Below are 26,526 nucleotides of genomic sequence, written 5' to 3' on the forward strand. Positions count from 1 at the left end.
CTGTTACGGGTAAAATGCATCTCAATCTGTTGCAGCTTCTCCCCCCGGATTACGTAGATTACATCCTAAAAACTTCAGTAATGACGGGATAGTAACGTTTAAACAAAGAAGCGTCAGTCTATCAAAATACACAGTGAGAAACACGGGAGCACTCACAGAACCTTTCAGATAACAGCTGTGTTTTCTACGCGAGACAAAGAATAAGAGGACAAGGAAATTGGAGGCTAATAAATGTTTGAATGCAAGCATTTCCCCCCTTACTCTCGCAGGAAATCACCTGTGTTTATGAGAGATACCCATGAAGATTGCAGCTGTTACCATCTCTGATCGCGCCAGTGATGGCACCTACGAAGATAAAAGCGGCCCGGCTATTCTGGCTTACCTTGAGAATGCTGTTACCAGCCCATGGGAGCCCATCCATAAGATCATTCCAGATGGAATCGAGAGTGTCAGTACGACTTTGAAGCAGCTGGCTGACGAAGATGGCGTTGATCTGATCCTCACCACCGGCGGCACTGGCCCCTCTCCTCGCGACCTCACGCCTGAGGCCATGGAATTGGTTATGGAGAAAGAGCTGCGTGGTTTTGGTGAGCTGATGCGCCAGTTGTCTCTGAAAGAGGTTCCAACTGCAATTCTTTCACGCCAGACTGCTGGTATTCGCGGTAAGAGCCTGATCATTAACCTGCCGGGCAAGCCAGCCAGCATCAAAACCTGTCTTGATGCTGTGTTTCAGGCTGTTCCGTATTGTCTGGACCTGATTGGCGCAGGACGCATTGAAACAGATCCAGACGTCATCGTGGCATTCCGTCCGAAAGCGAAGTAAGAGTCTTACATCGGCATCCAGGTTGAATGGAGTTCCTGAGGTTCTTGTCTTCCTTTGGCTGGTCGTGTCTCATCAACCTTGCCAAGCGAGATAAAGCAGAGGAACTCCTCATTTTCTGAGAGGCCTAATCCTTTATGGAATGCAGGAGAACGTGCGCTGTCACCACTGGTGATCCGCGATGCATAGCCCATCGCGTGTGCGACCAGCACCATGTTCTGCAAAGCTGTTCCGGCAGAGAGCATTTGCTCGTATTTGGGAATGCGGGTCTCATCGGAACCGTGAAAACAGCCTACTAAAACAAGAAGTACTGGTCCTTTATGCGCTTTTTCCCTTGCGCGGGTCAGTGCTTCTTCGGTTGGCGTTGCCTGCGTTTCTTCGACGGCTTTTACAAAAAGCTCTCCCAGATCATTGCGAGCGTCTGTCGGGATTTCTAAAATTCGGAAGGGATGCAGGTGGCCGTGGTCCGGCGCTGCTGCGGCGGCTTCAACTATCAGCTTCATCTCTTCTCTACTCGGTCCAGGAGCTTTCATCTGCTTAAGTGAGGCCGATGTGCGTGAGCGGATAATCTCGACTAGTTGTTGAGCGTTCATGATGACGCCTCTCGCCTTTAACTATTTATAGAACCGATGAAATTTGCATTCATACTACGCAGATGAACTGTCAGCCTACAAGAAGATAAGCATACCGCCTGCACTTTCAGCACCGCAGATCTGAGTTAGCCTGGCTGGACAAATACACAATTTACCTTAAGGTAAACCGATATTTTCCAGTCAGTGACTGCAAACATATTGGGTGCGTATTATGGGTGTCTCTTATTTAAAGGTTGGTTTAGGAGCTATTGTTGTTATTGCCGCTGCAGGTTACGGCATCATTCGATCTGGCTATGTTGCTGAGTACGTCGACAACTCACGAAACATCGTCACTGCTCACCAGCCTTATTCCATAGATAAAGACGCTCAGGCTTTGCATTCCAAACTGCGGGTTGCTGATCTGCATAATGATGTTCTTTTGTGGGGCAGAGACATCACCAAAGCCTCTGAAACCGGGCACTCTGATCTTCCTCGCTTCGACAGAGGTAATGTTGGTGTGCAGGTGTTCACGAGCGTTACCAAGTCTCCTCGGGGACAAAACTATAAGAACAACAGCTCCGACGCCTTTGACAACATTACGCTTCTAGGCCTTGTACAAGGTTGGCCAACAGATGCTTTGAATGAACTCTCCCGACGGGCCCTCCTCCAAGCCGCACGCCTTTACGCTTTAGAGAAAAGCCATCCAGATAAAGTCAAAGTCATTCACAACAGGGAAGAATTGGAAGTGGTTTTGGAAGCCCGTGACAATGGCTCCAAAGTTATGGCTGGCATTTTAGGCACTGAGGGCGGTCACGCGCTGGATGGCAACATCAACAATGTAAACCTGCTCTATGACGGTGGACTACGCCTCATGGGTCTGCATCACTTCTTCGATAACAAGCTGGGAGGCTCGCTGCATGGTCTCTCAAAGGGAGGACTGACGGACTTCGGTCAAGACGTGGTGCGCCTTATGGAAGAGAAGGAGATGATCATTGATCTCGCCCATTCTTCTCCCGCAGTCATTGAGGATGTGCTGGCGATGAGTACCCGTCCTGTCATTGTCTCACATACCGGTGTGAAAGGCGCTTGTAACACTCCAAGGAACCTTACTGATGATCAGGTGAGAGCTGTTGCAGCTAAGAATGGATTGATCGGCATTGGCTTTTGGGCAGCTGCCGCCTGCGACATCAGCCCTAATGGCGTTGCTAAGTCTATCGCATACGCTGTTTCTATCGCTGGTATCGATCACGTAGCCCTGGGTTCTGACTTCGATGGCTCTGTCACGACGGCTTTTGACGCTTCAGAATTTGCAGTAGTGACACAGGAACTTTTGAACCTCGGCTTCTCTGAGGACCAGATTGCTGCTGTGATGGGTGAGAATGCCATCAGATTCTTTTTGGAAAATCTTCCACAAGGAGAACGCGGTGAAGAAACGCTTGCCTCAAGTGATTGAAGGCAAAAGCACTTTAATACGTGCAGTGCACCTGTTGGATGAAGCGATCTAATTTTCAGGAGAGAGAAAAATGGCGCACCGGGAGGATTCGAACCCCCGACCCCCAGATTCGTAGTCTGGTGCTCTATCCAGCTGAGCTACCGGTGCGCGGTTTCTTGCGAACAAGAACTATATGTTGGCCTAGTGCTATCTAAACCATCTACTCTTTAGAAGAGAGTAAATGGCGCACCGGGAGGATTCGAACCCCCGACCCCCAGATTCGTAGTCTGGTGCTCTATCCAGCTGAGCTACCGGTGCAGGCCGTGTTCCCTGCGGAACGGGGGTCTATGTAGCCGCCTTCCCCGACCTTGGCAAGCGCTTTAGAGAAGTTTTTTGAAGGGAATTTGCGTTTTGGGGATAACAATTTCTGACTATCAGAACAAAGACGTAGGGCATTGCACCCTAAACGTGAGAAAAGCTGCACTTGCAGGGTGCAGCTTTTCCAGAATTTAGCCCTTGCTACTGTCTGCCGGGAATAGTCTCGTAACTTTTTCAGCAGCTTGCACACCATGTTTGTATGGAAGCTGTATTTTAAAGCAGGCCCCAGTGGTCACATCTTTTTCTAATGTGATCTTTCCGCCATGGGCCACAACGATCTCTGCTGCGATCGCCAGACCCAGTCCAGTGCCCCCGACCTTGCCTGAAGTCTGGAAGGCTTTGAACAGGCCCTCCTGTGCCTTGGCGGGTATGCCCGGTCCTGTATCTGACACATAAATAGAGAGCATATCCTCTTCTACTTCAGAGTGGATCTCGATCCGACACACGACTTCAGATGCACCTTTGGATGCCTCCATCGCTTGCACTGAGTTTCGGCAGAGGTTGAGAAGGACGCGGAAGATCTGTTCCGGGTCTGCTTCCAGCTCCTGTGTCTCCGGCACATTCACATGCATCTCAATGCCTTTGGAATAACTGGAGAGGCCAAGAACCTCCTCCACATCGCGCAGGACAGATGCAAGACGGATAACACGTAGTTCTGGCGCAGCCTCCTGAACCTTGCCATAGGAAAGCACTGCACTGGTGTAGCTGGCGGCCCGATCGAGGGTAGCCAGAATTTTCGGAGCTACACGTTGCACAGTTGGGTCAGGGAGCATTTCCAGACGCTCCAGGAACAACTGTGCAGATGCCAGCAAATTGCGCATGTCGTGGTTGATCTTGGAGACTGCCAGACCCAATGCAGCCATACGGCGCTGCTGGTTCAGTGTCTGGTTCAAAGACTTCTGCATGGACTGCAGCTGGATCTCAGCTTCACCCAACTCATCAGAACGTCCGCTTGGCTTGATGATCTCACGTGCATTTTCCGGAGATTCAGCAAAACGCATCATGGAACCGGTCAAGCGCTGCAAAGGGCGCAACAGCAAGGAGCGGATAGACAGATAAACAAGCGCTGCCGTCAAACAGGAGATGATGAGAGACAGCTGCAGAATGTTCAGAGCGTATTTCTGCAAGTCGTCACGCAACAAGGATGCTGGGAAGACCATATCCACGCGTCCACCGGAGCGCATATCAATGTCACCAATCACGCGGATCTGGCCCGTACGGGTTCCGGTCAAGAACTGCAGGCTACATCCAATAGCGTCCCAAGGGGAATCCCGTGTCATATCGATCGTCTTGGTGATGTTCATTTGAGAACTATCCATCGCGATCAAATTGCGACGTTCGCCAACTGCCAGAGAAATGGCCTGCGCGCCGGTTGCTTCAAGCAGCTCATGCTGAACCTGCGGAGACAAGGTCTCACTTTCAGACAGCAAGGTTGCCGCTACACCACCAACCGCCAGACGGTCACGAAGCCAGGTGTTTCGATAATTTGCAATTGAAGGGACAAAAATAAGAACTTCGCTGAGCATGACGAACAGGATCGTCAGCACCAGAAGTTTGCCAGATAGGCCCATGCCACCGCGGAACAATTTGCGGCGTTTGCCTTTCGGAGTTTCATCCGAGTTCAGCTTTTTCGGCGTGACCTCTGTTTCAGAGGTCACTCTCCCATTATTTTGAGCCATCCACCTACCTGATGAGTTGGTACACAATGATCGTGCAGCGCAGATTGTTGTTACGCGCTATGCCTTACTCATTTTTAGCAGATGACGTGTGCCAAGCAACACACTTCTCTCACAGCCGATCACAAGTGCGTCATCCGAACTTTCTCAGAAGCGCCAGAATTCTGCGAACCCAAGGATTTTTAGGGGCATCCGCATAATACGTAAGTGCAGCCCTGCGAATTGCTTCATTTAGTGTTGGGTACGGGAAGACAACACCGAGGAGCGCGCCGACTTTCAGCTTCTGCGAGATCATAAGAGCCAGTAGACCGATCTGCTCACCAGCACCTGGACCAACAATGGATGCACCAACAAGTTGGCCTTTGCCGTTTGCCAGAAGTTTGACCTGACCTTCTCCCTTACCTTCTGCCAGCGCTCTGTCGTTTCCTGAGAACTCGGCTGTGAGGACTTTCAGCTTTTCACCAAACTGCTCACGCGCTTGCTGCTCAGAGAGACCAACCTGACCGATTTCCGGCTCAGTGTAGGTCACTGCAGGCATGGTGATGCTGTTGTGGTTGATTGGCATCCGGAACAGGATGGAACGGATGACCAGAGATGCATGTGCACCTGCAGCATGGGTGAACTGCGCACCACCTGCGACATCACCAATCGCATAAACCTTACGGTTGGTTGTGCGCAGGCCATCATCTGTCTTGATACCTTGCGGGTGAACTCGATGCCAGCAGCTTCCAGACCTAAGGAAGTGACATTCGGCGCACGACCAGCCGCGATCAGAAGATGCGTACCTTCAACAGTGCCTTCAGCCTCATCATCCACCTTGATGGAGACTTTGACGCCATTATCGGTTCGCTCAACAGCATTGACCTTGGTGTTGGCAAGGATCTCAACGCCCTCAGCTTCCATCTTGCGAATGACTTGAGCTGCGTGATCTGGATCAGTCACCGCCAACGGGCGCAGAGCTTCGATGACGGTTACGCGACTTCCGAGGCGGCGATGTGCCTGAGCCATTTCCATGCCGATTGGACCTGCACCAATAATAATGAGGTGCTCAGGGCGTTCTGTCAGTTCAAAAAGGTTTTCGTTGGTCAAGTATGGCGTGTTTTCGATGCCCGGGATCGGAGGAACGGCTGCACTGGATCCAGTGGCAACCACATAGCGACGCGCTTTTATGAGTTGCTCGCCGACTTTTACGGTATCAGCGGAGACGAACTCACCAGCACCCTGAATAACATTCACACCCAGCCCTTCAAAGCGCTCGACAGAGTCATGAGGGGCAATCGTCGCGATGACATCATGGACGTGGTCATTCACTCTTGAGAAATCGATCTCAGGTTCATGTGCGCCTACGCCGAACTTTTCGGAAGAACGGAAAGTCGCCGCCGCTTTGCCTGCTGCGATGATTGCTTTGGATGGGACACAGCCGTAGTTGAGGCAGTCACCACCCATTTTGCCTTTTTCGATCAGAACAACATCCACTCCAAAGGCTGCTGCGGCAGCGGCGACGGAGAGGCCGCCCGAGCCGGCGCCAATTACACAGATGTCCGGGGTCAAAGTTTTTGCATTATTGTTATTGGTCATCGAGAAAGTCCGTTATTTCGAAATTGATCTTGTCTGAGAATTATTTGCCGCGGAAGCGCTGAATAACCGGTGGGATGAGCGCAACCAAGCCAAGCGCTGCAAATGCCCAGATCAGTTCAGGTGTGATCAGTGCGGAGATCTCCACTTCGCATGTCCCAGCTGCAGAACAACCCGGATTCGCCTGTTCCTGTGCAAGGATCACGCTGTCCAGACCTGCACCAACGAAGGCGTATGCGAAGGTGCCTGGAATAATACCTACAAATGTCGCGATGAGGTATGTAGTGAGCGGAACGTGGAACAGCGCCGGAGCGATGTTGACCAGCCAGAATGGGAAGACTGGTGTCAGACGCAGGAAGAGAAGGTAGCTGAACGCGTTCTTGCGGAACCCTTCAGACATTTTATCAAGGAACGGCCCTGCTCTTTCTTTTAGTGTCGCACCAACAGAGGTTTTTGCTGCGATGAAGAGTAGTGCGGCACCAATGGTTGCCGCGACAACAGTGAGCAACCCACCAAAGAACCAACCAAACAGAAAACCACCGGCAATGGTCAGCAGAGATGCACCCGGGAAGGACAGCGCAACTGCAAGCGTGTAGACCACGAAATAGATGAGCGGGGTCAGGACTGGGTACTCAGCGAGATAATTTGCCAGCAACTGCTGATTTTTGATCAGGTTGCTGATCGTGATCTGCTGATGCCAGCCCTGAGAGATGCCATAGGCGGACACGGCAAGGATAACAAATAGCAGTCCCCAGCGTTTGATGAAGCCGAGGGCTCCGTCAGCTGATGACTTGTTATCGTTGTGTTCCGTGATTCCCATGGGCTTTTCCTTAGGTGGTTTCAGAGTTCAGACCGGAAAGAACCGAAACCTCTGTGTTCTTAGCCAATCTAAACCGAATAGGTTACTATGTTTTTTGCAGGCCAACTGCCTAACGAATTGATGCGTTAGAATTTTCATACAATCAGAAAGACCTCCGGTGTTATCACAGGTTCGTGCATTGCCCGTAGTTTCACTGGGTTTTGAATGGGGGGTAACACCTGTACACGCTCGCGTGAGGGAATAAAGAGTCAGGATATCGCAGATTCCAGCACAGCAATTATTGACTTGAAGGGCTCACGCTAATATAAGCGCCGACGAATAGGAGTGCGTGTCCCATGCGCAAGGTCCTGTAACTTGAATAAAGTCGCGGTGACTTCGGGGACAAGACGCACAATCCAAATTAACGTTTAAGTTGGAGCCAATGGCTCTGCTAGGGTAATAAAATGAAGCGTACTTTCCAACCGAGCAACCTTGTTCGCAAGCGTCGCCACGGCTTCCGGGCACGTATGGCAACCAAAAATGGCCGCCAGGTTCTGGCACGTCGTCGTGCTAAGGGTCGTAAGCGTCTTAGCGCTTAATCGCGACGTTGCGCGGCGGCATTCACTTCATAAACATTGAACACAAGTTCCGCCGCAAAAACATGAAAACACTCAAAAAGCGCTCCGAGTTTCTTACCGTTGCAAAAGGCGGAAGGACAGCTCGGCGTGCTTTTGTGCTTCAAGCGGCTAAAACCCGCAGTGATGGCGCCCCTCGGATGGGTTACACGGTCACCAAGAAAACCGGGAACTCAGTTGAGCGCAGTCGTATTAAGCGCCGACTACGAGCTGCTGTCGCATCTCTCGATTTGGATATTGCCCAGACTGGCGCCGACTATGTTCTGGTTGGCCGGAGAGCAGCACTTTCCCAGCCCTTCGAGGATCTTCTGAAAGATCTCAAAGGCAGTGTGAAGAATGCGTTCAAGCCTCGTAAATCTCGCCCTATCCGATCAAAACCGAATTCGCTGGCAAATTCTAAACCTCCACATGATAAAGTGCAGGCGGACTGACCAGTGATGAATGTTTATTCCACCCTTTTGAAAATGAGTGATCCAGTCGATGAACGATAATCGCAATATGATCGTAGCGATCGTCCTGTCGCTGGTTGTGCTATTGGGCTGGCAATATTTTATTGCCGGACCACAGTTAGAAGCTCAGCAGGAAGCGCAACAGGCGCAGCTGGCAAACGATGCACAACAAGCCGGTTCCAGCTCACCCGTTGCACTGCCTGAAGGTGCATCCGGCCAGGTGACTGCCCCAGGAACCGAAAGCGGAACCGCTGCGCAATCATTCGTCAGTCGCGAACAGGCACTGGCTGCATCTCCTCGTCTGACCATTGATACCCCTAGCCTCTCCGGTTCCGTAAACCTGAAGGGCGCGAAGCTGGATGACCTTCGCCTGAAGGGCTACCGTCAGACCATCGCCAAGGACAGCGAAACTGTTGTTCTGTTCTCACCAAAAGGCAGCCCTGCTCCTTACTATGCAGAACATGGCTGGGTTGCAGACCCAGGTGTACAGATCAAGCTTCCAAACGCTGAAACTGTCTGGACTGCAGAGACTTCCGGCAATCTGACCCCATCTTCTCCAATCGTCCTGAGCTGGGACAATGGTGAAGGTCTGGTATTCAAGCGTACCTTCTCTGTTGACGAGAACTACATGTTCACTGTCGATCAGGAAGTACAGAACAACTCCGGTCAGAATGTTCAGCTGTACCCATATGGCCTGATCGCACGTAACGGTGAGCCTGAAACCGCTGGTTTCTTCGTTCTGCACGAAGGCCTTATCGGTGTGATTGGCGACGAAGGCCTGCAGGAAATCAACTACTCTGATCTGATTGATGACGGCAGCATTCGCCCAGGTCGCGCTAACATGGGCTGGCTGGGCTTTACCGATAAATACTGGGCGGCAACTCTGATCCCAACTCCGGGTACAGAATTCCAGCCGAACTTCTCTTACAACGCACGTACTCAGAACTTCCAGAGTGACTATCTCGGCAGCGCGACACAGGTTGTTGACGGTGCGAAGATCACCAATTCTTCCCTGCTCTATGCAGGTGCGAAGATTACTAGTCTGATTGATGGCTATCAGAATTCCTACGATATCCTGAACTTCGACCTGATGATCGACTGGGGTTGGTTCTACTTCCTGACCAAGCCGATGTTCTGGACCATTGACTGGCTCTACTCTCTGGTTGGCAACTTCGGTATTGCGATCCTGCTCGTGACCGTGATTGTGAAAGCAATCTTCTTCCCGCTGGCTAACAAATCCTACGTCTCCATGAGCCGTATGAAGCTTGTTCAGCCGAAGATGACTGAAATCCGCGAGAAGTATAAGGACGACAAGCAGAAGCAGCAGCAGGCCATGATGGAGCTGTATAAGACTGAGAAGATCAACCCGTTGGCAGGTTGTTTGCCAATGCTGATCCAGATCCCGGTCTTCTTCTCGCTCTATAAGGTTCTGTTCGTCACCATCGAGATGCGCCATGCGCCATTCTTCGGATGGATTCAGGATCTTTCTGCCCCAGACCCAACCACCATCTTCAACCTGTTTGGTCTGATCCCTTGGGACCCACCAACATTCCTGATGATTGGTGTATGGCCTCTGATCATGGGTATCACCATGTTCCTGCAGATGAAGATGAACCCGGCACCAGCTGAACCTGCACAGCAGATGATCTTCAACTGGATGCCAGTGATCTTCACCTTCATGTTGGCTACCTTCCCAGCTGGTCTTGTGATCTACTGGGCATGGAACAACACCCTCTCTGTTCTGCAGCAAGGTGTGATCATGCGTCGTCAGGGCGTAAAGCTTGAGTTGTTTGACAACCTGAAAGCGACCTTCAAGCGCAAGCCTAAGGAAGAAAGCAAGTAAGCTTTCTCAGATGACAGAGATTGAAAACGCGGTCTTAGGGCCGCGTTTTTTCGTTGAATGAACCGTTGGTATTGGCAGAGTTCTGGTGTGCCGGACATAAAGGTAAAGCATTGCAAAACACCACTCGACCAAATCGAGATTGCAGGTTAAAAGGCAGGGCATGAGCTCAGAAAAAGAATATTCAGCAGAACAACTGGAGGCGGGACGCCTTCTGTTTGCGCGTCCTTGGGAATTTATTACTAGTGTGAAAGAGATGCATCAGCTTCCAGTGCTTGATGGCATTGAGATCGCTTTTGCCGGTCGTTCCAACGTTGGTAAGTCCAGCCTGATCAACAAGCTCACTGGCAAAAAGGCGTTGGCTCGTACGTCCAACACGCCGGGTCGTACGCAGATGCTGAACTTCTTTGGTGCTGAGCACTCCATGCTCAAGATTGTCGACATGCCTGGCTACGGTTACGCGGAAGCGCCGAAGGGTATGGTGGATGCATGGACCTCACTCATTTTTGATTACCTGCGTGGCCGAAGCACCTTGCGTCGTGTTTTTTCACTGATCGACTCACGTCACGGCATCAAGAAGAACGATCTTGATGCTATGGCGATTCTGGACAAGGCTGCGGTTCCTTATCAGGTCGTGCTGACCAAAGCCGATAAACTGAAACCGGGACAGCTTCAGCGCATGAAAGAAGAGACGCTGAAAGTGCTCGCGAAACGCCCTGCTGCACATCCGGAAGTCATTGCCACCTCTTCGGAAAAAGGCCTTGGCATGGATGATCTACGCGCTGAGATCGCTCAGCTGGTCAGCTACGGCTAACGATTTCAAAGGTGCAGGGCTCATAATTCCCTGCGCCTTTTCTATCTCGGACGGCAGCCCTGCAAACATATCCGACTGCCCTTGTCCATCCTGCAATTTGTTGAAAATCCCTTGTTCTCACGTTTTGCTGCCTTTTCCCCAAGCGCTCTTAACCTCTTCTTGACCTTGGGTCAATTTACCCCCCGAATATAGACAGACCGTCGTCGAAGGGGAGGTCGTCGAATGTCTGGAAAAGACAAACAAGATCACAATCACAGTGCTGCTGCGAAGAAAAGGGGATGAGGCATGTGCGCAACTCCATCCCTCCGTCATCATTGGGCACTCGTGCCTGAGCATGCGATCACCAATGCACTGACTTATACGTGGCGTTTCATTCATACTCTGCCGACATTGTTGCTGGCAGGTCTGAACTTCAAGAAGTGGTACAAGGCCCGGCAGTTTGGCCCTAACCCGTTGGAACGCTCCTTGATCTCCGCTTATCTGCGTGATGAGTTTGTGTTGCATTACCAACCAATCGTGCGTGTAACCGATCGCAAGCTCGTTGGAGCTGAAGCTCTGATCAGATGGGAGCATCCCGAGAGTGGGCTTCTGCCCCCTTCCCGTTTCATCACCACATTGTGCCGGAGCTGCCTTGGCAAGGACGTGGGCTATTGGGTGATCCGTGAAGCGTGTAAGGCACGCAGCGGGTGGAGCAATCTGGTAGATCCAAACTTCAAGATCTCCGTGAACATCTGCGGCAGGATGTTTGTTGACCAATACATCGTCTCCCGCATTCAAAAGATTTTACAGGACACTGGCACTCCCGGGCATTTCTTAGAGCTTGAAGTGACGGAACGGATTGATCTGGACCGCGCTCCGCATGCCATTGAGAACATGCGTCAGCTGCAGGAGCTGGGTATCTCTGTTGCGTTTGATGACTTCGGCACCGGTTTTGCTCCATGAAGCATCTGCTGGATTGCCCGGTTGACCGGATCAAGATCGACCGTAGTTTTATGTCAGGTGTACCGAACTCTGCCGTTCACAGCACCGCCTGTGCTCACCTCATTGAGCTTGCTCATCTGCTCGATATGGAGGTGACGGCTGAGGGTGTTGAAACCGAAGAGCAAATGAAGCTCTTGGAGAGCAGCGGCTGCACCAATGCGCAGGGCTACTTATTCTCTGCACCAGCCGGAGAAGATGGTTTTGCGGATTATCTGCGTGAGAGGCATTAGACAATTTCCTCTTTTACTTGAGTAAATCCACGCAGGCGGGGATGACTGAACATTTGTGACGTGATCATAATGCGGTTATATACTTCACACGCAGTCCGTGTGATTTGCGTATCAATCCATTGTTTTCTCCAGGTGTACCAATCGCTATGAGTTTCTCGGAATCCAGTAATCGTGCGCACGTCATTGCCCAAGCTCTTCCTTATATGCAGCGCTATGATGACCGACGTGTTGTTGTAAAGTACGGCGGCAATGCCATGGGAGACGACTCCCTTTCCCGCGCTTTTGCCCGAGACATTACTCTGCTGCGCCAGTCTGGTGTGCATCCTGTTGTTGTTCATGGTGGCGGCCCTCAGATCGGCTCCATGCTGGATCGGCTGAACATCAAGAGCGAGTTCAAAGGCGGCCTGCGTGTCACTGACCAGGCAACCGTTGAAGTGGTTGAGATGGTTCTGGCAGGCTCCATCAACAAAGGCATTGTTGCGGACATCAACCGTGAAGGTGGCCGCGCTATCGGTCTTTGCGGCAAGGATGGCGACATGGTCACTGCCCGTAAGCTGCACCGCAAACATCGTGATCCAGATTCCAAGATTGAAGAAATTCTTGATCTTGGTTTCGTTGGCGAGCCTGAGGCGGTGAATGCCAAAGTGCTTGAGCTGATCCTTGAGCGTGATCTCATTCCTGTTGTTGCTCCTGTAGCTCCAGGGCGTGATGGTGCAACCTACAACATCAACGCTGACACCTTTGCTGGTGCGATTGCGGGTTCCTTGAACGCCAAACGCCTGTTGTTCCTTACAGACGTACCGGGCGTTCTGGATAAAGACGGCAAGCTGATCAAGCAGCTGACCCGTGCTGGTGCCCGTGCTCTTATCGAAGACGGCACCATCTCCGGCGGTATGATCCCGAAAGTTGAGACCTGCCTTGAAGCCCTTGATCAGGGCGTGGAAGGCGTGGTGATTGTTGACGGTAAAGTCGCTCACGCGGTTCTTCTGGAACTCTTCACCGACCACGGTGCAGGTACTCTTATCGTACCTTAATGGCAGCTTCAGAGAGGCGAATAATGGTCGCCTCTCTTGCTATCCTTATTCTTTCCTGTTTTGCTTGGTATCAAACAACACTTATCGGCATTGCTGATAGCTGAACGGATAAGCATGACCAACTCCCCATTTGCCAGCGTTGAAAGCTGGATTTTTGATCTGGACAATACTCTCTATCCTCACCACTCAAATCTGTTCGATCAGATCGACCAGAGGATGTCTGAGTTTGTTCAAAAGCTCACTGGTAAACCTGCTGAACAGGCCAGAGAGCTGCAGATTTCCTATTACAAAGAGTATGGAACCACCCTTCGCGGCTTGATGCTGGAGCACAACATCGAGCCTGATGAATTCCTTGAGTATGTTCACGACATTGACCACTCTGTGTTGCAACCAAACCCGACGCTTGCTGATGCAATCAACCAGTTGCCAGGCAAGTGTTACATCCTGACCAACGGGACACGGAAGCACGCGGAGTCTGTGGCGAACCGACTGGGCATTACGCACCATTTCGAAGACATCTTCGGCATTATGGAAGCTGATCTGATCCCGAAGCCTGCGGAAGAGACTTACCAGCGCTTCTTGGTAAAGAATGGCATTCTTCCTAAGAAAGCGGCCATGTTTGAGGATCTTTCCCGCAATCTGGTGGTTCCAAACTCCCTCGGCATGCGCACAGTGCTTGTTGTGCCTGACGGAACACGCGAGGTTTTCCGCGAAGATTGGGAGCTTTCCAGTGGCTCTGAGCCGCATGTGGACTTTGTGACGGACCATCTGGATGGGTTCCTGCACAATATCCTAGGGGAACTCAAGAATTAGGCTAAATACCTCTAAACACGATAGTGCTTCCGATTTGCATCTTAAACTCCAGTAAGGGCAGTTTTGACCAAAAATTGCAAATTTTGCGCATAATAAGGCGCAAACAGAAAAAATATCACGACTGGCTAGACGAATGCCTTTTTTCCCTTTATTGAGATTAATTCAAGAACTCATAAGGAAGGGCATTCGTCATGGTTTCACTGCGCGCGCTACATGCATTTTCACTGCTGGCTAAACACGGCCGAGCAGCTCGTGCCGCAGAGGATCTTGGCGTTACACCATCAGCCCTAACGCACCTTCTCCGATCCTTGGAGAACGAGCTTGGCGCCGCTCTGGTTATTCGTGATGGCCGCGGCCTTGCGCTGACTGAAGAAGGCCAGCGCCTTTCTTCCAATCTTGGCAACTCCTTTGACCAGATTGAGCATGCGGTGGAGGCATTCCGCCGCAGAAGCCGGACTGAGCTGCGCATTTCTACCCTTTCTACGGTTGCGACGCGCTGGCTTATTCCGCGCCTGCCGGACTTTCAGGAGAAACATCCGGATATTGAGCTGCTGATCTCGACCAGTATGCGCGTCGTGGACCTTGATAGAGAGTCCTATGATTGCGCAATCCGGCTGGGGGATGGGGCTTGGCCGCATGTAGAGCGGCATCAGCTCTGGCAGGAAGATCTGGTTGTCGCGTTTGCTCCTCAGTTGAGTAACGGTGATCCGAACCCGGATATCAAGCTGCTGGATAAGCTGAAGCTGCTGCACACCTCCTCCAGACGTGAAGACTGGCCTCGCTGGCTCAATGGCACCGGTCTGCCGCATCCTGATCAGACGTCCGGTGCAATGTTTGAAAGCCGGAACATGGCTATTCAGGCGGCTGTTGCTGGTATGGGCGCGATTGCAATCGACACCCGCTTTGTTGAACAGGAAGTGGCTGCAGGCCATCTTGTTGTTCCTGACTGGCCTCGCCTGTCGCTGGAAAGCGGCTATTGGTTTGTGCGAAATGCGAACCGTCCGCTGACCCGTCCGGTTGCTTCTTTCCATAAATGGCTCATGGAACAATCCCAGCAGCCATTCAAGGCACCTGAAACAACCTAAATCGATAGATGAGACAACCGGAAGTCTGAGAGTATTGACTTCTGGTTGGTGCTTGCGTACCCCTCGGTAGCTCTAATTCGTAACCCATTAATTGTGAGAGTCTGCCGCCAATGAGCCAGATTGATCTTGCGGCCCTAGAGGCCACCATCAACGCTGCATTTGATGACCGTGATAACATCAGCACTGACACCACTGGTGACGTGCGTGATGCAGTTAACACCGCACTGAACCTTATGGATCACGGCAAGCTGCGCGTTGCGGATAAAACCTCTGGCGACTGGGTGGTCAATCAGTGGGCCAAGAAAGCAGTTCTGCTCTCTTTCCGCCTGAACCCAATGCAGATCATCAAAGGCGGTCCAGACGACGCTCCTTGGTGGGATAAAGTTCCTTCCAAGTTCGATGGCTGGGGTGCTATCGACTTTGAAGAAGCTGGTTTCCGTGCTGTTCCTGGTTCCATCGTTCGTCGCTCCGCATTCGTCGGCAAATCTGCTGTTCTGATGCCTTCCTTCGTGAACCTTGGTGCGTTTGTTGATGAAGGCACAATGGTTGATACATGGGTGACTGTTGGTTCCTGTGCGCAGATCGGTAAAAACGTTCACCTTTCTGGCGGCGTTGGCATCGGTGGTGTTCTTGAGCCGCTTCAGGCTGGCCCGGTTATCATTGAAGACAACTGCTTCATCGGTGCTCGTTCTGAGGTTGTTGAAGGCGTTATCGTTCGTGAAGGTGCAGTGCTTTCCATGGGCGTGTTTATCTCCGCGACGACTAAAATTGTAGACCGCACCACCGGTGAAATCTTCTACGGTGAAGTGCCTGCGTACTCTGTTGTTGTTCCGGGCTCTATGCCAGGCAAGCCGCTTCCAGACGGCACTCCAGGTCCAAACCTGGGCTGCGCGGTTATCGTGAAGCGCGTTGATGCACAGACCCGTGCGAAGACTTCTGTGAACGATCTTCTGCGCGACTAAGAATTCTGATCAGTTTTGATCGATCAAAGCCGGGGCAAATGCTCCGGCTTTTTTCATGGCTACCTCCTTCAAATTTCCTCGGTTCTGCAGCTGGGCTTAACCTAAATTGCAGCCCGGTTACGCTATGAACACATTCCCTCAAGATGTCGGTTGCTTCGCCTGAACGCATGAGTATATTGCGCTTAGATTTTGTGAGGCCCCATGAATAAGAACAGCAATCTGCACAAACTGGTTTTCCCGCTGGATCCGCATGACTGGCACGGCATTGAAAGTGAAACTGTGTGGGTACGCTCGCTCGGTGGCAATCGCTATAAGCTGGAGAACACACCGTTCTTCGCTTGCGGCGTGGCCAATGGTGATGAGCTGCTGGCAAATCGTGAAAAAGGGCAACTGGTCTTTGACAAGGTGGCCAAGGCTTCCGGTCACTCCACCTACCGCATCATGGTGGAAGAGACGACACAGCCAGACGAGTTCTCCAAGCAGTGGGCCAAGCTTGAGAAGCTGGGCTGCACCTGTGAGGACATTGATGCTGACCCACCACTCTTCAGCGTGGACATTCCTGCCAGCGTGGATATCCACGTTGCCTACGCTATTTTGGAGGAAGGTGAAGGCTTGGGCATCTGGGCGTTTGAAGAAGGCCACTGCGGCCACCAGATCTAAATCTTCACTCAGCACTGTCTGAAAAGAAACACGAATATCACCGCATGGCTCTCCGTGCGGTGTTTGTGTTTGAGGACCCCGTTTGAACGGGTGGAGCAAGGCGAACAGGCTCTGCCTGCGCTACTTGTTAGAAATGTTTCTTCGGCATTGGCTGTTCGCCTCGCCCGGGCCTTTTCTCATGAACACGCGGGCTCCCTCTCGAACAGACGCGACAGGCACGTTTGCACATCACAGATGCACTTCCATGCCTTTGACAGTTTCCTGTCACCACCGGACGCCCTTCGGAACGACCCCAAGCTCCCTACTACCACTGTGGTCTCAATAGGGTATGGCGCTTCACCGGACCTCCCGACACGATACGTTACCTCATGCCGGTAGCCCAACCCCACCCACGCCACGGAATGGACGGTCCACTCCTGCCCGAATGCGTGGGCACGAGAGTTAGGATAGGGCTGATTTTGGGAAGGGGGATAAGTTTTTTAGGCGAAAGTCAGTTGCTTATCGACTAAGCCCACCGCCGTCATCCCGCATAGGATGCGGGATCTAGTGCAACGATCGCTGCTGTTTAAGCAAGATGCTCTAGATCCCGGGTCTCAGCTACGCTTCGCCCGGGATGACGTCATTGTTCTTATACCGGCAGGCCGAGCTGTTTCAGTTCTGAGCGGAGTTTTTCTGCTTCGGAGAAGTGGAGCGCTTTCATGCCGACGTTCTGAGCAGCCTCAACGTTTTTGAGTGTGTCATCGATGAAGACAAGGTTGGAGGCTTCGAGCTGGTTTCTTTCCAGAAGCACGTTGTAGATCGCCGCATCAGGCTTCAGAAGCTGCTCATCACCAGAGATCACGGTATCGATGAAGCTGTCCGCCAGAAACGGGAACAGACGTTTTGCGTCCTCGAACTTCTCGCTGGAGAAGTTTGTGATGGCATACAAGGAGACGCCCTTTTCCTTCAGCTCGTTCAGAAGCGCAACGTTGGCTTCGATCGCGCCATCAAGCATTTCTTCCCAACGCTCGTAGTAGGCTTTGATCCACTCTTCATACTGCGGAAACTTTGCCAGACGCTCATCAATGGCTTCGCTCCAAGGGCGACCTCTGTCCTGCTCCAGATTCCAGTCGTAAGGGCAAACTTCATTCAGAAAATGTTCACGCTCTGAAGCATCCGGGATGAGGTCCTTGTAAAGGTTCTCTGGGTCCCAAGCGATCAGAACATTGCCAATATCAAACACGACAGCAGTAACTGGTGAGGACATGCGCCCCTCCTCTCAAAGCAATAAATATCTAGATCTTGTAGTATTGGTTCAAACGTGAGGATGCAATGCGTGGGACTACAAAATGGCAGCTGTAAGGCGCAAGCCTTATGCTTCAGCCAGAAGTGGCAGCGCCGGCTTCATATCACTTTTTGAGATGTAACTGGCAACTTGCTCGCCCATGCCGAACCCACAAATGGACACCTCAACCGGCTCCACCTCCTCAACGTTTTCCAACAGTTGAAGACCTGAGTGAACGTTCGCCATCAGCTCTTGCTTGTGATCCGTCTTCAGGATCTGCTCAACAAGCGGCTGGGCTTCTTCTCTGGTCTTTGGGGCCTTGCCACCAAACAGATCCGGAAGGAACACTGCGTAGCCTTCTTCTGCGATTTTCGCGGCCTGAAGGATCGCCTCTTCGGTCAATCCACCCCAATCATGAAAGAGCACGAGCGCCTGCAATTTCTTATTTGTCTTGGGAACGATAATGTACGCCAAGTTTTGTTGATGGTATTCCACCAGACGCAACTCAGCGGCTTGCAGAGATGCCGGAAGTGCCAATGTGGTTGCAGCAATGATCATAGGAATGCCAGATTTTTTGAAGTTATGTATAATTGAGATGCACGCCTCAATATATAACTTAATTTGATAATTCAACCACTGTAAACATGATTGGGCAACTATCCCGTCTGCTCTTGTACGTATAGGCAAGCAAAAAAGAAGCCGCCCTTTTCGTATAAGAAAAGGGCGGCTAAAACGCTGTGATCAACACCACTTTTGGGTCGATTATGCCTCGCAGATTGCGCGAGTCTGGCGTGCAATCATTGCTTCTTCGTTGGTTGGGATCGCCATGACCTTAACCTTGGAAGAGCCTTTAGAAATTGTGATTGCTTCCTTCGCACGAGCCTTGTTTGCTTCCTCATCGATTTCTACGCCGAGGAACTCAAGACCCTTACAAACGCCTGCGCGTGTCTGGATGAGTTTTCACCGATACCACCGGTGAAGACGATCGCATCCAGACCGCCCATCACTGCGACCAGTGCGCCAAGCTCACGCTTGATGCGGTTGTCGTAGTAGTCGAGCGCGCGTTTCGCGTCCGGGCTGTCGGAGTTTTCCAGATCGCGCATGTCCTGCGAGATGCCGGAGAGGCCCTTCATACCAGATTCTTTGTTCAGCAGGTTCGCAACTTCTTTTGCGGACATGCCTTTGTTTTCAATCAGATAGAAGATAACGCCCGGATCGATCAGACCAGAACGAGTGCCCATTGCCAGACCATCAACCGGAGTGAAGCCCATGGTGGTGGTGACAGACTTGCCGTTTTCGATCGCACACATGGATGCACCGTTGCCGAGGTGAGCCACAACGACTTTGCCGTTGGCTACTTCTGGTGCAACGTTGTGCAGCTCTTCCGCGATGTAGTGGAAGGACTGACCGTGCATGCCGTAACGACGAATGCCTTCATCGTAGTACTTGGTTGGGATCGCGTAGGCTTCGTTTTTGAACTCCTGGGTGCGGTGGAACGCGGTGTCGAAACACGCAACGTTTGGCTTGCCCGGGAATGCCGCTTTCGCGCCAGCGATACCAGCAAGGTTATGCGGGTTATGCAGCGGTGCGAGCGGGTTAAAGGTTTCCAGTTCTGCAGCAACTTCTTCAGTTACCAGCACAGGCGCGGAATACTTGGAAGAACCGTGCACAACGCGGTGGCCGATGGCGTCCACTTCAAGGTTTGGATCAAACTCTTTCAGCAGAGCAAGGATCACCTGCAGTGCGGTGTTGTGGTTCTGAGCTTCTTCTTCAGAGAGCGCACGATCCATGATCGTTACGCCTTCAGCAGATTTGCCCTTAATCCAGGCAGAGGCACCCAGACCGTCGATCTGGCCGGAAAGTACACTTTCTTCGCCTTTGAACAGCTGGAACTTGATGGAGGAAGAACCAGCGTTCAGAACAAGAATTGTTTCGATTGTCATTATTATATTCTCAGCTATCCCGAATTACTCTGCAGCTTCTGCCAGATCCTGCTCACCGTTGAATGCTTCGCCAGTACGCAGGTAGTAATCGTACATGGAAGCCAGAGCACAGGATACGAGGCGCGCACGATCATTGTCTGCGCGGCTGGTGAGGATGATCGGAACGCGAGCACCGGTTACAAGACCAGCTGTTTCCGCATGCGCGAGGAAGGTCAGCTCTTTCACAACCATGTTGCCAGCTTCAAGGTTTGGCACGATAAGCACTTCTGCGCGGCCAGCAACAACGGACTCGATGCCTTTGGTGCGAGCAGCTTCAAGGTCAATCGCGTTATCCATTGCCAGTGGGCCGTCAACGATACCGCCTTTGATCTGACCACGGTCAGCCATCTTGGACAGCACAGCTGCGTCGATGGTGGATGGGATCGCCGGGTTAACGGTTTCCAGAGCGGACAGGATACCAACTTTTGGAGCTGAATGCCGATAGAACGTGCAACATCGATCGCGTTCTGAGTGATGTCCACTTTGGCCATCAGGTCCGGTGCAATGTTGATAGCCGCGTCAGATACGATCAGCGGTGTTTCGCGGCCTGGAACGTCCATTACGAATGCGTGAGACAGACGACGCTTGGTGCGCAGACCACCTTCGCGCTTCACAACGTGGCGCAGCAGGTCGTCGGTGTGCAGGTGACCCTTCATGACGGAGCGAACGCGGCCTTCATGAACCAGCGCAACAGCTTTTGCAGCTGCAGAACCTTCGTCAGGTGTATCGATCAGCTCGTAGCCGGAGATATCCGCGCCAATCTTGTCAGCAGCTGCCTGAATACGCTTTTCAGGGCCACAGAGGATTGGAATGATCAGGCCAGCCTGAGCTGCCATGACCGCACCGCCGAGAGAGTTTGCATCGTCTGGGCAGACAACAGAAGTCGGGATAGCAGGCAGCTGGGATGCTGTTGCAACGAGACGATCAAAGTGCTGGTGGCGCTTCATCAGCAGGCCTGGCAGCTCTTCTGCATCGTAAGAGATGGACTTTGTTGGTGCTTCTACCTGAGCTTCACCTTCAGCAACCAGAGTGCCATCATCAACCTTCACGCTTGTTGCAAGACGGATGATGTTGTTTGGCAGCTTTTCAAGAACGGTGACGGTAACGTCGAGAACCTGGTCCACTTTCACCTTGTTATGGAAGGACAGGGTCTGATCACGGTAGACGCAGCCTGGACCTGGGAGGTAGTTGCCGACGACTGCTGAGATCAGAGTAGCGCCCCACATGAACGGTGCGGATGGGCCATCTTTCTTCTCAATGCCTTCCCACTGTGCATTTGGCAGGTGCAGAGGATTGATGTTGCCAGACGCGTGCGCAAATACGTAAAGGTCATTTGCTGTACAGATGCGGGAGCGAGTGACGGAATCACCGACCTGGATTTGGTCATAGGTCCGATTAGTAGCCATTGATAGCCTCTTTTCATTTTCCACGTATCACTCCTGTCCGAGCTCAAGAGAAATTACGATAGGGCTCTTGAGGGGAGGACTCTGCCATACTATCGCAGCTCTGTGACTGTTCAGCGATACGTGCGTTAAATTCTTCGCCAAGCTTGGGGGGCTTATTCAACATTTGAGCTAACAAATCTATCGGTAAAGATCACAAAACAGCAGATTTTGGCGATCTGCGAAGTTATGACACATCAATCTTTAGATTACAGCGCTAAATCTTACGTAGTTACTCTTATAATGGAGGCCACGTTGCGCAATGATCATTATACTCGACACACGAGACTCTTCTTGGAAGAAGCACAAAGCTATCACTCAAAGGTAATGACAGGAACTTACCGCTATCATGGTCCTCTGAAACCATTTGATACAAACTACTTAAAGCCGAGCCTAAGATGAACTTATATTCAAACCGGGATGTTGAGACAACGTAGTAACGACCATTAATGAGCATCGTACTGGTGAATGAAACACCATCTGGCTCTGAGCCTTGTGGCCATGGTGGCGCGCTTTTTCCATTCTCCCAACTCCAGACCACTTGTGGGCGACCGTTTCTGATCAGGACCATTCCAATTTTGATATCAATGTCTACATCTTCAAAAGGTGTCATCTGATGTTCAATAGCTTTATTGATATCATCCATCCCATCCGTCACATCATCCGAACGAGCAATCAAATCAGCAATCGCGGCGCCAGCTTTACTTACTCGCCTGTCATAAGAAACTGCCGTTGTAAGTTCGACCATACCAAGAAAAATGAATACTAACATGGGCATGACGATCGCGAACTCAATTGCTGCAACACCATTTTTGCTGAGACAAAACGATCTGAAAGCACTGTAAATATTTGGATGTGGGTTCATAAACTTCACCAATCCAGCTAGTTAGAAAGGTTCATTTCTAAAAATCTCTGTTGCTACGAGAATACGACTGCCACCTTCGGCCTGACCAAAAAGGCTCACCATTGTGGAAGTAATCATTGGCCATGCGCAAACGACCTGCACAATAACAACATCGCTTGCCTCTCCGGGATCCCAGTTCTGCTCCATGACAACTGCACCATCCTCAACCAAAGGCTGGTACTCACGAATATCGCCAAAATCCTCAAATGCCTCCACGTCAACAAAAATTTTATCTTCGATGGCTTTTAGAAGGCCCGCCCCATTTTCCAGAATAACGTTTTTGAACTTTGTCTTGTTATACTCGCCATTCTGTTGAGCTAAATGAACTTGTCCTGTTCTAATTTGTCGCGCAGCTTCCGCAACAGCATTGTCCAGTACAACCTCGACTAGCATAGAGAGGCCTAGCTCTAGGATTGCCAATACGATCCCAAACAAAACCGGAGCAATCAATGCAAACTCAATTGCCGTCACTCCGCGGTAATCCGATAGAAAACGCTTAGAGTTTCTTTTTTCGGAACGTTTACGAGACCCAACTAGCTTGTCGTGGTGCTGCATGTTGTACATGAGAGCTTCCCGCTATTGAGTATTGCTCGCTACGGTTCCGTCTTCAGCCAGTTTATTGCGCAAACTGATTGAAGACGCGACATCATCTGTTTTCTTCTTATTATCACCCAAGCGCAGGACTTCGTGGCAGTCGGGGTTGCAGGAGTAGGTGAAGCGGCTGTTGTTGCGTTGGATGGCGACGTAGCCGGCCATTTCGGCGGTTACGGTGATCAGCTCTTCAACAACGGGTTCGGAAGCATCGTTGAGTACGACGAGGTTGGTGGTGCCGTATGATTTGCCGGTGATGACGATTGTCAGGCGATCGTGGACTGTCACGTCAGCAATGCTCGGGTTGCCGAGGATGATGGTTTCGGCAGGCTCCTCAAGACGAAAGACTTTCGCCTGATCAGCAACCACTTCCACATCTGCATAGGCTGGTGCGATTGAAGTTGCGGAAATGCCCGCAATCATCGCAGTCAAGATTGCAACAGAGGCAATCTTTGGCAAACGATCTGAGACCTGTTCTTGCAGCTTCCAAAACACGGCAAACCCCACCGAATAACTGTTAAATTTTACCAGTTATTTGTGCGATAATTTTAGTGAACGAAAACCTAATTTGCGTGTTTTGGCGGGATAGATATGCCGATAATGCGCTTTATGGTTAAGCGTGAGTAAACGGCTTTCAGGCCAGTCGTTTTACCGAGGTCAGTTCACCAAACTCATTCTCACCGATGCGTTTCAAAGCGGCCTGCAAGTTCTCATAGTCGACAGTCATGGTGAAGCCGTTGGCATGCAACAAGGTTTCAGGATTGGCCATAACACCAACATGCCCTTTCCAAAACATCAGATCTCCACGTTGCAAGGCGGGTAGGCCGTTTGAGAGATCCAGATGTTCGCCAAGCATGGCTTCCTGCATGTCTGCATCACGGGGAGCATTTATACCGCCGGTTTGCAAGGAGAGCTGAATCAATCCAGAACAGTCCAGCCCGAGCGAAGAGCGTCCGCCCCAAAGGTAAGGCGTTCCCAGCATCGCCTCAGCGGCTTCCACCCAATCAGCGGCCTTATGATCACGCTTGACCAAGTGCTTATTCACCACGAAGGAGCCATCTGCCAGTTTGGCGAACTCCAGCCCCCGTGTCGTTTCATGGCCAACCACACGTAGGAGAGACCCCATCGAAATCTGCCCCAGAACAGGGCGTTTCATCTCAGCTTCCGTATATCTGTAAGTACGCAGGGCAGCAACTCTGTGGGTTGCGGCTTCGATGGTGCCAAGTGCGCTGGTTGGCAGCCAACCAACGTATCCGTCAGTCGCAAGCTGGCCCCAGGACCAACCCTCTGATGTGCTCTCGAAAACCTGGAAGGTTTCGCCAAAGTTCACTTCAGTATCGATCCCACAAGTAAGCTCTGGTCTTGCGCGCAGCTCAACTTTATCTACTGTTACTGAGAACTCAGTCCCGTCAACAAAACGCTCAGCGTCCACCTGACCGCGATAGGCGGCGGAGGCGAGGTCTGGTCGTACCGGGTGTAAACGGCGGTCGAGTTGAGCAGTCATGAAGAGCCCCTTCCAAACAGTAGCCTATAGTCATACCCGACTATCAGAGGACATGCATCCCGATTATCGCGGAAGATCCTGCGCTTTTTCAGAGACAAGATCGCCCAGTTGCTCCAGATAGAGCGCCCCAGCAACGGTGCGGGTGACGACGACGTTGCGGCGATCGTTTTCATCACGCTTTCTGGAAAGCAGCTTGTTTGCGCCCAGAGTATCCAGAGCACGCGTGATGGCAGGTTTTGTTACCCCAAGCTTTTGCGCTAACCCGCGCACGGTATGGGGTGGAGGCTCAAGATATACAGTTAAAAGAATAGACATTTGACGAGCAGTCAAATCCTGATCTGCCGCGCGCACCAATTCCAACACTACATCATGCCATAGCTTAAGCGCCTGCGACGGGCGGATCTCTACGGGCATATTTATTCGTCCTAATCCCTATTGCAGGCTAAAACCTAGCCTGCAAATTATTTCGGGACCCTTACCAGATTGAGGTATTGGGTATTTTTGACGGTGTAATCCGTATAGATCTTAGCCAAAGCGGGTCTTCAGCATGTCAAAAAGTGCCCGGATTGCCTGAGCTTCACCGCCATGGGTTCTGAAATCTTTTTCAATTGGTGTCCAACCGTAGATATCCAAATGCACCCAACTTCCGGCATTCTCAACGAATCTCTGCAGGAACAAAGCTGCTGTCACAGAGCCTGCAAAGCCCGCGCCACTGGTGTTGATGTTTGCCAGATCAGCCGTTTTGGAGGTGATGTACTTCTTGTATGGCTTCCACAATGGCATACGCCATAACGGATCGTTCACCGCTTCACTGTGAACTGCGATGGTCTCTGCCAGTTCTTCATCATCGGTATAATAAGGAGGTAAGTCAGGACCAAGAGCAACTCGCGCCGCGCCGGTCAGCGTTGCCATGTCGATGATCAGTTCCGGGCTTTCCTCATCCGCCAATGCCAGCGCATCTGCCAGTACAAGGCGACCTTCTGCATCGGTGTTGCCGATCTCAACAGACAGGCCTTTGCGGCTTGTGAAAATATCGGATGGACGGAAAGCACGGCCTGAGATTGCGTTTTCGACAGCAGGCACAATCACGCGCAAACGGATTGGCAGTTCTGCTTTCATGATCATGGCTGCGAGGCCCAGCACATTGGCTGCGCCACCCATGTCTTTTTTCATAAGGATCATGCCAGCAGCTGGTTTTACATCCAGACCACCACTGTCAAAGATCACGCCTTTACCAACCAGAGTAATCTTAGGGGCGGTGTCCTTCCCCCAAGTGGCGTCAATCAGGCGGGGAGCTCTGTCACTGCCATTACCGACTGCATGCACCAGCGGGAATTCGTTCTCCAGAACATCGCCCATGATGATCTTTGCAGCTCCGCCATGGTCCTCAAAAAGCTGAGAAGCTGCGGCTGCCAGTTCTTCCGGACCCATATCATTAGCGGGGGTGTTAATGAGGTCTTTCGCGAGGCGCGTGCCAGCAAGAACGGGTGCCAGCTCTTCAAGAATGCCAGCTTCAGAAATAACCAGTTGCGCTTTTGCGGCAGGCACTTTTTTGTAGGCATCAAACCGATAAGCTGCCAGAGAGAAGCCAAGCGCAATACCGGCATGGTCCTCAAAGCCTTTGGAAAGCTCAAAAGCACCAGCAGGCAACTTCTTGTTCAGCGTTGCGCCAGTTTCCAAAGCGTCCTTTTGACCGCTGCCATAGCCAAACAGAACGGTTGCAATTTCACCAGCTTCATTCGGCATAACAAGCGTATCACCAAATGCAGCCTCGAACTCCTGCGCTTTTGCCCACGCCTGCGCCACTGGACCTGCAGCTTCGAGGTGCGCTTCCAACTCGCTGGTCGAGAGTGCGACCACTGGAATTGGATTGACTGTTTCTTCTGCAGAAATTAACGGACCGTGCACCGGGAGCTCCATTTTTAAGATGTGAGAAATCTATGATCTGTCCTGAATGGGCAGCGTTGAGGCAACCTAACCACGTTAACGGTTCTGTGCAAGACAGAGAGCAGCTCCCTCCCCTGCCTTACAGGGAGCGCGCACCACGAGAGTTAACCAGAAATTAGGGTTAATATTTCATTTTC

General features: G+C 51.6%; 22 protein-coding genes, 2 tRNA genes and 4 pseudogenes. 12 read left to right on the plus strand and 16 right to left on the minus strand.

Features of this window, described 5'->3' with window-relative positions:
• The first annotated feature begins 298 nt into the window (after positions 1-298).
• A complete protein-coding gene (mog, locus tag JCM12308_RS14870; RefSeq protein ID WP_008552317.1) occupies positions 299-823 on the plus strand; it encodes a molybdopterin adenylyltransferase in 525 nt (174 codons plus the stop codon).
• Between the two features lie 5 nt (positions 824-828).
• Here the strand turns inward: mog and JCM12308_RS14875 are convergent, their stop codons facing one another.
• Positions 829-1,413 (minus strand): nitroreductase family protein, encoded by a 585-nt coding sequence (locus JCM12308_RS14875; RefSeq protein ID WP_008552290.1) that lies wholly within the window; start codon positions 1,411-1,413, stop codon positions 829-831.
• Between the two features lie 211 nt (positions 1,414-1,624).
• Between JCM12308_RS14875 and JCM12308_RS14880 the strand changes: the two genes are divergently transcribed.
• On the plus strand, positions 1,625-2,845 hold the full coding sequence (locus JCM12308_RS14880; protein ID WP_054784295.1) for a dipeptidase: 1,221 nt from the start codon (positions 1,625-1,627) through the stop codon (positions 2,843-2,845).
• Between the two features lie 71 nt (positions 2,846-2,916).
• On the opposite strand, the gene JCM12308_RS14885 is transcribed toward JCM12308_RS14880, so the two are convergent.
• From JCM12308_RS14885 to JCM12308_RS14905, 5 genes and pseudogenes are all read right to left on the minus strand, one after another.
• Positions 2,917-2,992 (minus strand) — tRNA-Arg (locus JCM12308_RS14885).
• A 74-nt stretch (positions 2,993-3,066) separates the two neighbouring features.
• A tRNA-Arg gene (locus JCM12308_RS14890) sits at positions 3,067-3,142 on the minus strand.
• 191 nt (positions 3,143-3,333) lie between these two features.
• Entirely contained in the window at positions 3,334-4,860 is a 1,527-nt protein-coding gene (locus JCM12308_RS14895) for a sensor histidine kinase (protein WP_054784296.1), read from the minus strand.
• Positions 4,861-5,011: 151 nt separating this feature from the next.
• Positions 5,012-6,456: pseudogene (locus JCM12308_RS14900) on the minus strand (dihydrolipoyl dehydrogenase family protein).
• Positions 6,457-6,496: 40 nt separating this feature from the next.
• The gene (locus tag JCM12308_RS14905) at positions 6,497-7,273 is read right to left on the minus strand and encodes a TVP38/TMEM64 family protein (RefSeq protein ID WP_054784297.1); all 777 of its coding nucleotides are present in this window, start codon (positions 7,271-7,273) and stop codon (positions 6,497-6,499) included.
• 443 nt (positions 7,274-7,716) lie between these two features.
• Between JCM12308_RS14905 and rpmH the strand changes: the two genes are divergently transcribed.
• The 10 genes and pseudogenes from rpmH to JCM12308_RS14955 all read left to right on the plus strand — a co-directional run bounded on the left by rpmH (position 7,717) and on the right by JCM12308_RS14955 (position 16,755).
• Positions 7,717-7,851 carry a 50S ribosomal protein L34 gene (rpmH, locus tag JCM12308_RS27880; protein WP_014283918.1) on the plus strand — a complete coding sequence of 45 codons (135 nt, stop codon included), beginning with the start codon at positions 7,717-7,719 and terminating at the stop codon, positions 7,849-7,851.
• 62 nt (positions 7,852-7,913) lie between these two features.
• Complete coding sequence (gene rnpA / locus JCM12308_RS14910) at positions 7,914-8,318, plus strand: ribonuclease P protein component (protein ID WP_208609119.1); 405 nt, start codon at positions 7,914-7,916, stop codon at positions 8,316-8,318.
• Between the two features lie 49 nt (positions 8,319-8,367).
• Positions 8,368-10,179, plus strand: coding sequence for a membrane protein insertase YidC (gene yidC, locus JCM12308_RS14915; protein WP_014283917.1), 1,812 nt, complete (start codon positions 8,368-8,370; stop codon positions 10,177-10,179).
• Positions 10,180-10,339: 160 nt separating this feature from the next.
• Positions 10,340-10,990 carry a ribosome biogenesis GTP-binding protein YihA/YsxC gene (yihA, locus tag JCM12308_RS14920; RefSeq protein ID WP_008552284.1) on the plus strand — a complete coding sequence of 217 codons (651 nt, stop codon included), beginning with the start codon at positions 10,340-10,342 and terminating at the stop codon, positions 10,988-10,990.
• Positions 10,991-11,275: 285 nt separating this feature from the next.
• Positions 11,276-12,201: pseudogene (locus JCM12308_RS14925) on the plus strand (EAL domain-containing protein).
• 146 nt (positions 12,202-12,347) lie between these two features.
• A complete protein-coding gene (gene argB / locus JCM12308_RS14935; protein WP_037038074.1) occupies positions 12,348-13,235 on the plus strand; it encodes an acetylglutamate kinase in 888 nt (295 codons plus the stop codon).
• A gap of 114 nt (positions 13,236-13,349) precedes the next feature.
• Entirely contained in the window at positions 13,350-14,048 is a 699-nt protein-coding gene (locus tag JCM12308_RS14940; protein WP_008552314.1) for a pyrimidine 5'-nucleotidase, read from the plus strand.
• Between the two features lie 191 nt (positions 14,049-14,239).
• Positions 14,240-15,133, plus strand: a complete 894-nt coding sequence (locus JCM12308_RS14945; RefSeq protein WP_008552397.1) for a LysR substrate-binding domain-containing protein — start codon at positions 14,240-14,242, stop codon at positions 15,131-15,133.
• Positions 15,134-15,243: 110 nt separating this feature from the next.
• A complete protein-coding gene (gene dapD / locus JCM12308_RS14950) occupies positions 15,244-16,095 on the plus strand; it encodes a 2,3,4,5-tetrahydropyridine-2,6-dicarboxylate N-succinyltransferase (protein ID WP_008552399.1) in 852 nt (283 codons plus the stop codon).
• Between the two features lie 201 nt (positions 16,096-16,296).
• Entirely contained in the window at positions 16,297-16,755 is a 459-nt protein-coding gene (locus JCM12308_RS14955; protein WP_008552477.1) for a DUF4265 domain-containing protein, read from the plus strand.
• A 628-nt stretch (positions 16,756-17,383) separates the two neighbouring features.
• Here the strand turns inward: JCM12308_RS14955 and JCM12308_RS14960 are convergent.
• The 10 genes and pseudogenes from JCM12308_RS14960 to JCM12308_RS15005 form a co-directional block, all read right to left on the minus strand.
• Positions 17,384-18,001 carry an HAD family hydrolase gene (locus JCM12308_RS14960; RefSeq protein ID WP_054784300.1) on the minus strand — a complete coding sequence of 206 codons (618 nt, stop codon included), beginning with the start codon at positions 17,999-18,001 and terminating at the stop codon, positions 17,384-17,386.
• A 105-nt stretch (positions 18,002-18,106) separates the two neighbouring features.
• Positions 18,107-18,577: a dienelactone hydrolase family protein gene (locus JCM12308_RS14965; protein WP_054784301.1), complete on the minus strand. Its 471-nt coding sequence runs from the start codon at positions 18,575-18,577 to the stop codon at positions 18,107-18,109.
• A 291-nt stretch (positions 18,578-18,868) separates the two neighbouring features.
• Positions 18,869-19,962 (minus strand): annotated as a pseudogene (locus tag JCM12308_RS14970) (acetate/propionate family kinase); the annotation flags it as partial.
• A gap of 24 nt (positions 19,963-19,986) precedes the next feature.
• Positions 19,987-21,407, minus strand: a pseudogene (locus JCM12308_RS14975) (bifunctional enoyl-CoA hydratase/phosphate acetyltransferase).
• Between the two features lie 274 nt (positions 21,408-21,681).
• A complete protein-coding gene (locus JCM12308_RS14980) occupies positions 21,682-22,308 on the minus strand; it encodes a TadE/TadG family type IV pilus assembly protein (protein WP_054784302.1) in 627 nt (208 codons plus the stop codon).
• A 21-nt stretch (positions 22,309-22,329) separates the two neighbouring features.
• Complete coding sequence (locus tag JCM12308_RS14985; RefSeq protein ID WP_054784303.1) at positions 22,330-22,911, minus strand: TadE/TadG family type IV pilus assembly protein; 582 nt, start codon at positions 22,909-22,911, stop codon at positions 22,330-22,332.
• Positions 22,912-22,923: 12 nt separating this feature from the next.
• Complete coding sequence (locus JCM12308_RS14990; protein ID WP_208609120.1) at positions 22,924-23,433, minus strand: pilus assembly protein N-terminal domain-containing protein; 510 nt, start codon at positions 23,431-23,433, stop codon at positions 22,924-22,926.
• A gap of 139 nt (positions 23,434-23,572) precedes the next feature.
• On the minus strand, positions 23,573-24,442 hold the full coding sequence (locus JCM12308_RS14995; protein WP_054784305.1) for a C40 family peptidase: 870 nt from the start codon (positions 24,440-24,442) through the stop codon (positions 23,573-23,575).
• Between the two features lie 63 nt (positions 24,443-24,505).
• Positions 24,506-24,856 carry a MarR family transcriptional regulator gene (locus tag JCM12308_RS15000; protein ID WP_037038072.1) on the minus strand — a complete coding sequence of 117 codons (351 nt, stop codon included), beginning with the start codon at positions 24,854-24,856 and terminating at the stop codon, positions 24,506-24,508.
• Positions 24,857-24,967: 111 nt separating this feature from the next.
• Positions 24,968-26,350: a leucyl aminopeptidase family protein gene (locus JCM12308_RS15005; protein WP_054784378.1), complete on the minus strand. Its 1,383-nt coding sequence runs from the start codon at positions 26,348-26,350 to the stop codon at positions 24,968-24,970.
• Between the last annotated feature and the right edge of the window lie 176 nt (positions 26,351-26,526).

Source organism: Pseudovibrio denitrificans JCM 12308 (genome assembly GCF_001310815.1).
Classification (GTDB): Bacteria; Pseudomonadota; Alphaproteobacteria; order Rhizobiales; family Stappiaceae; genus Pseudovibrio; species Pseudovibrio denitrificans.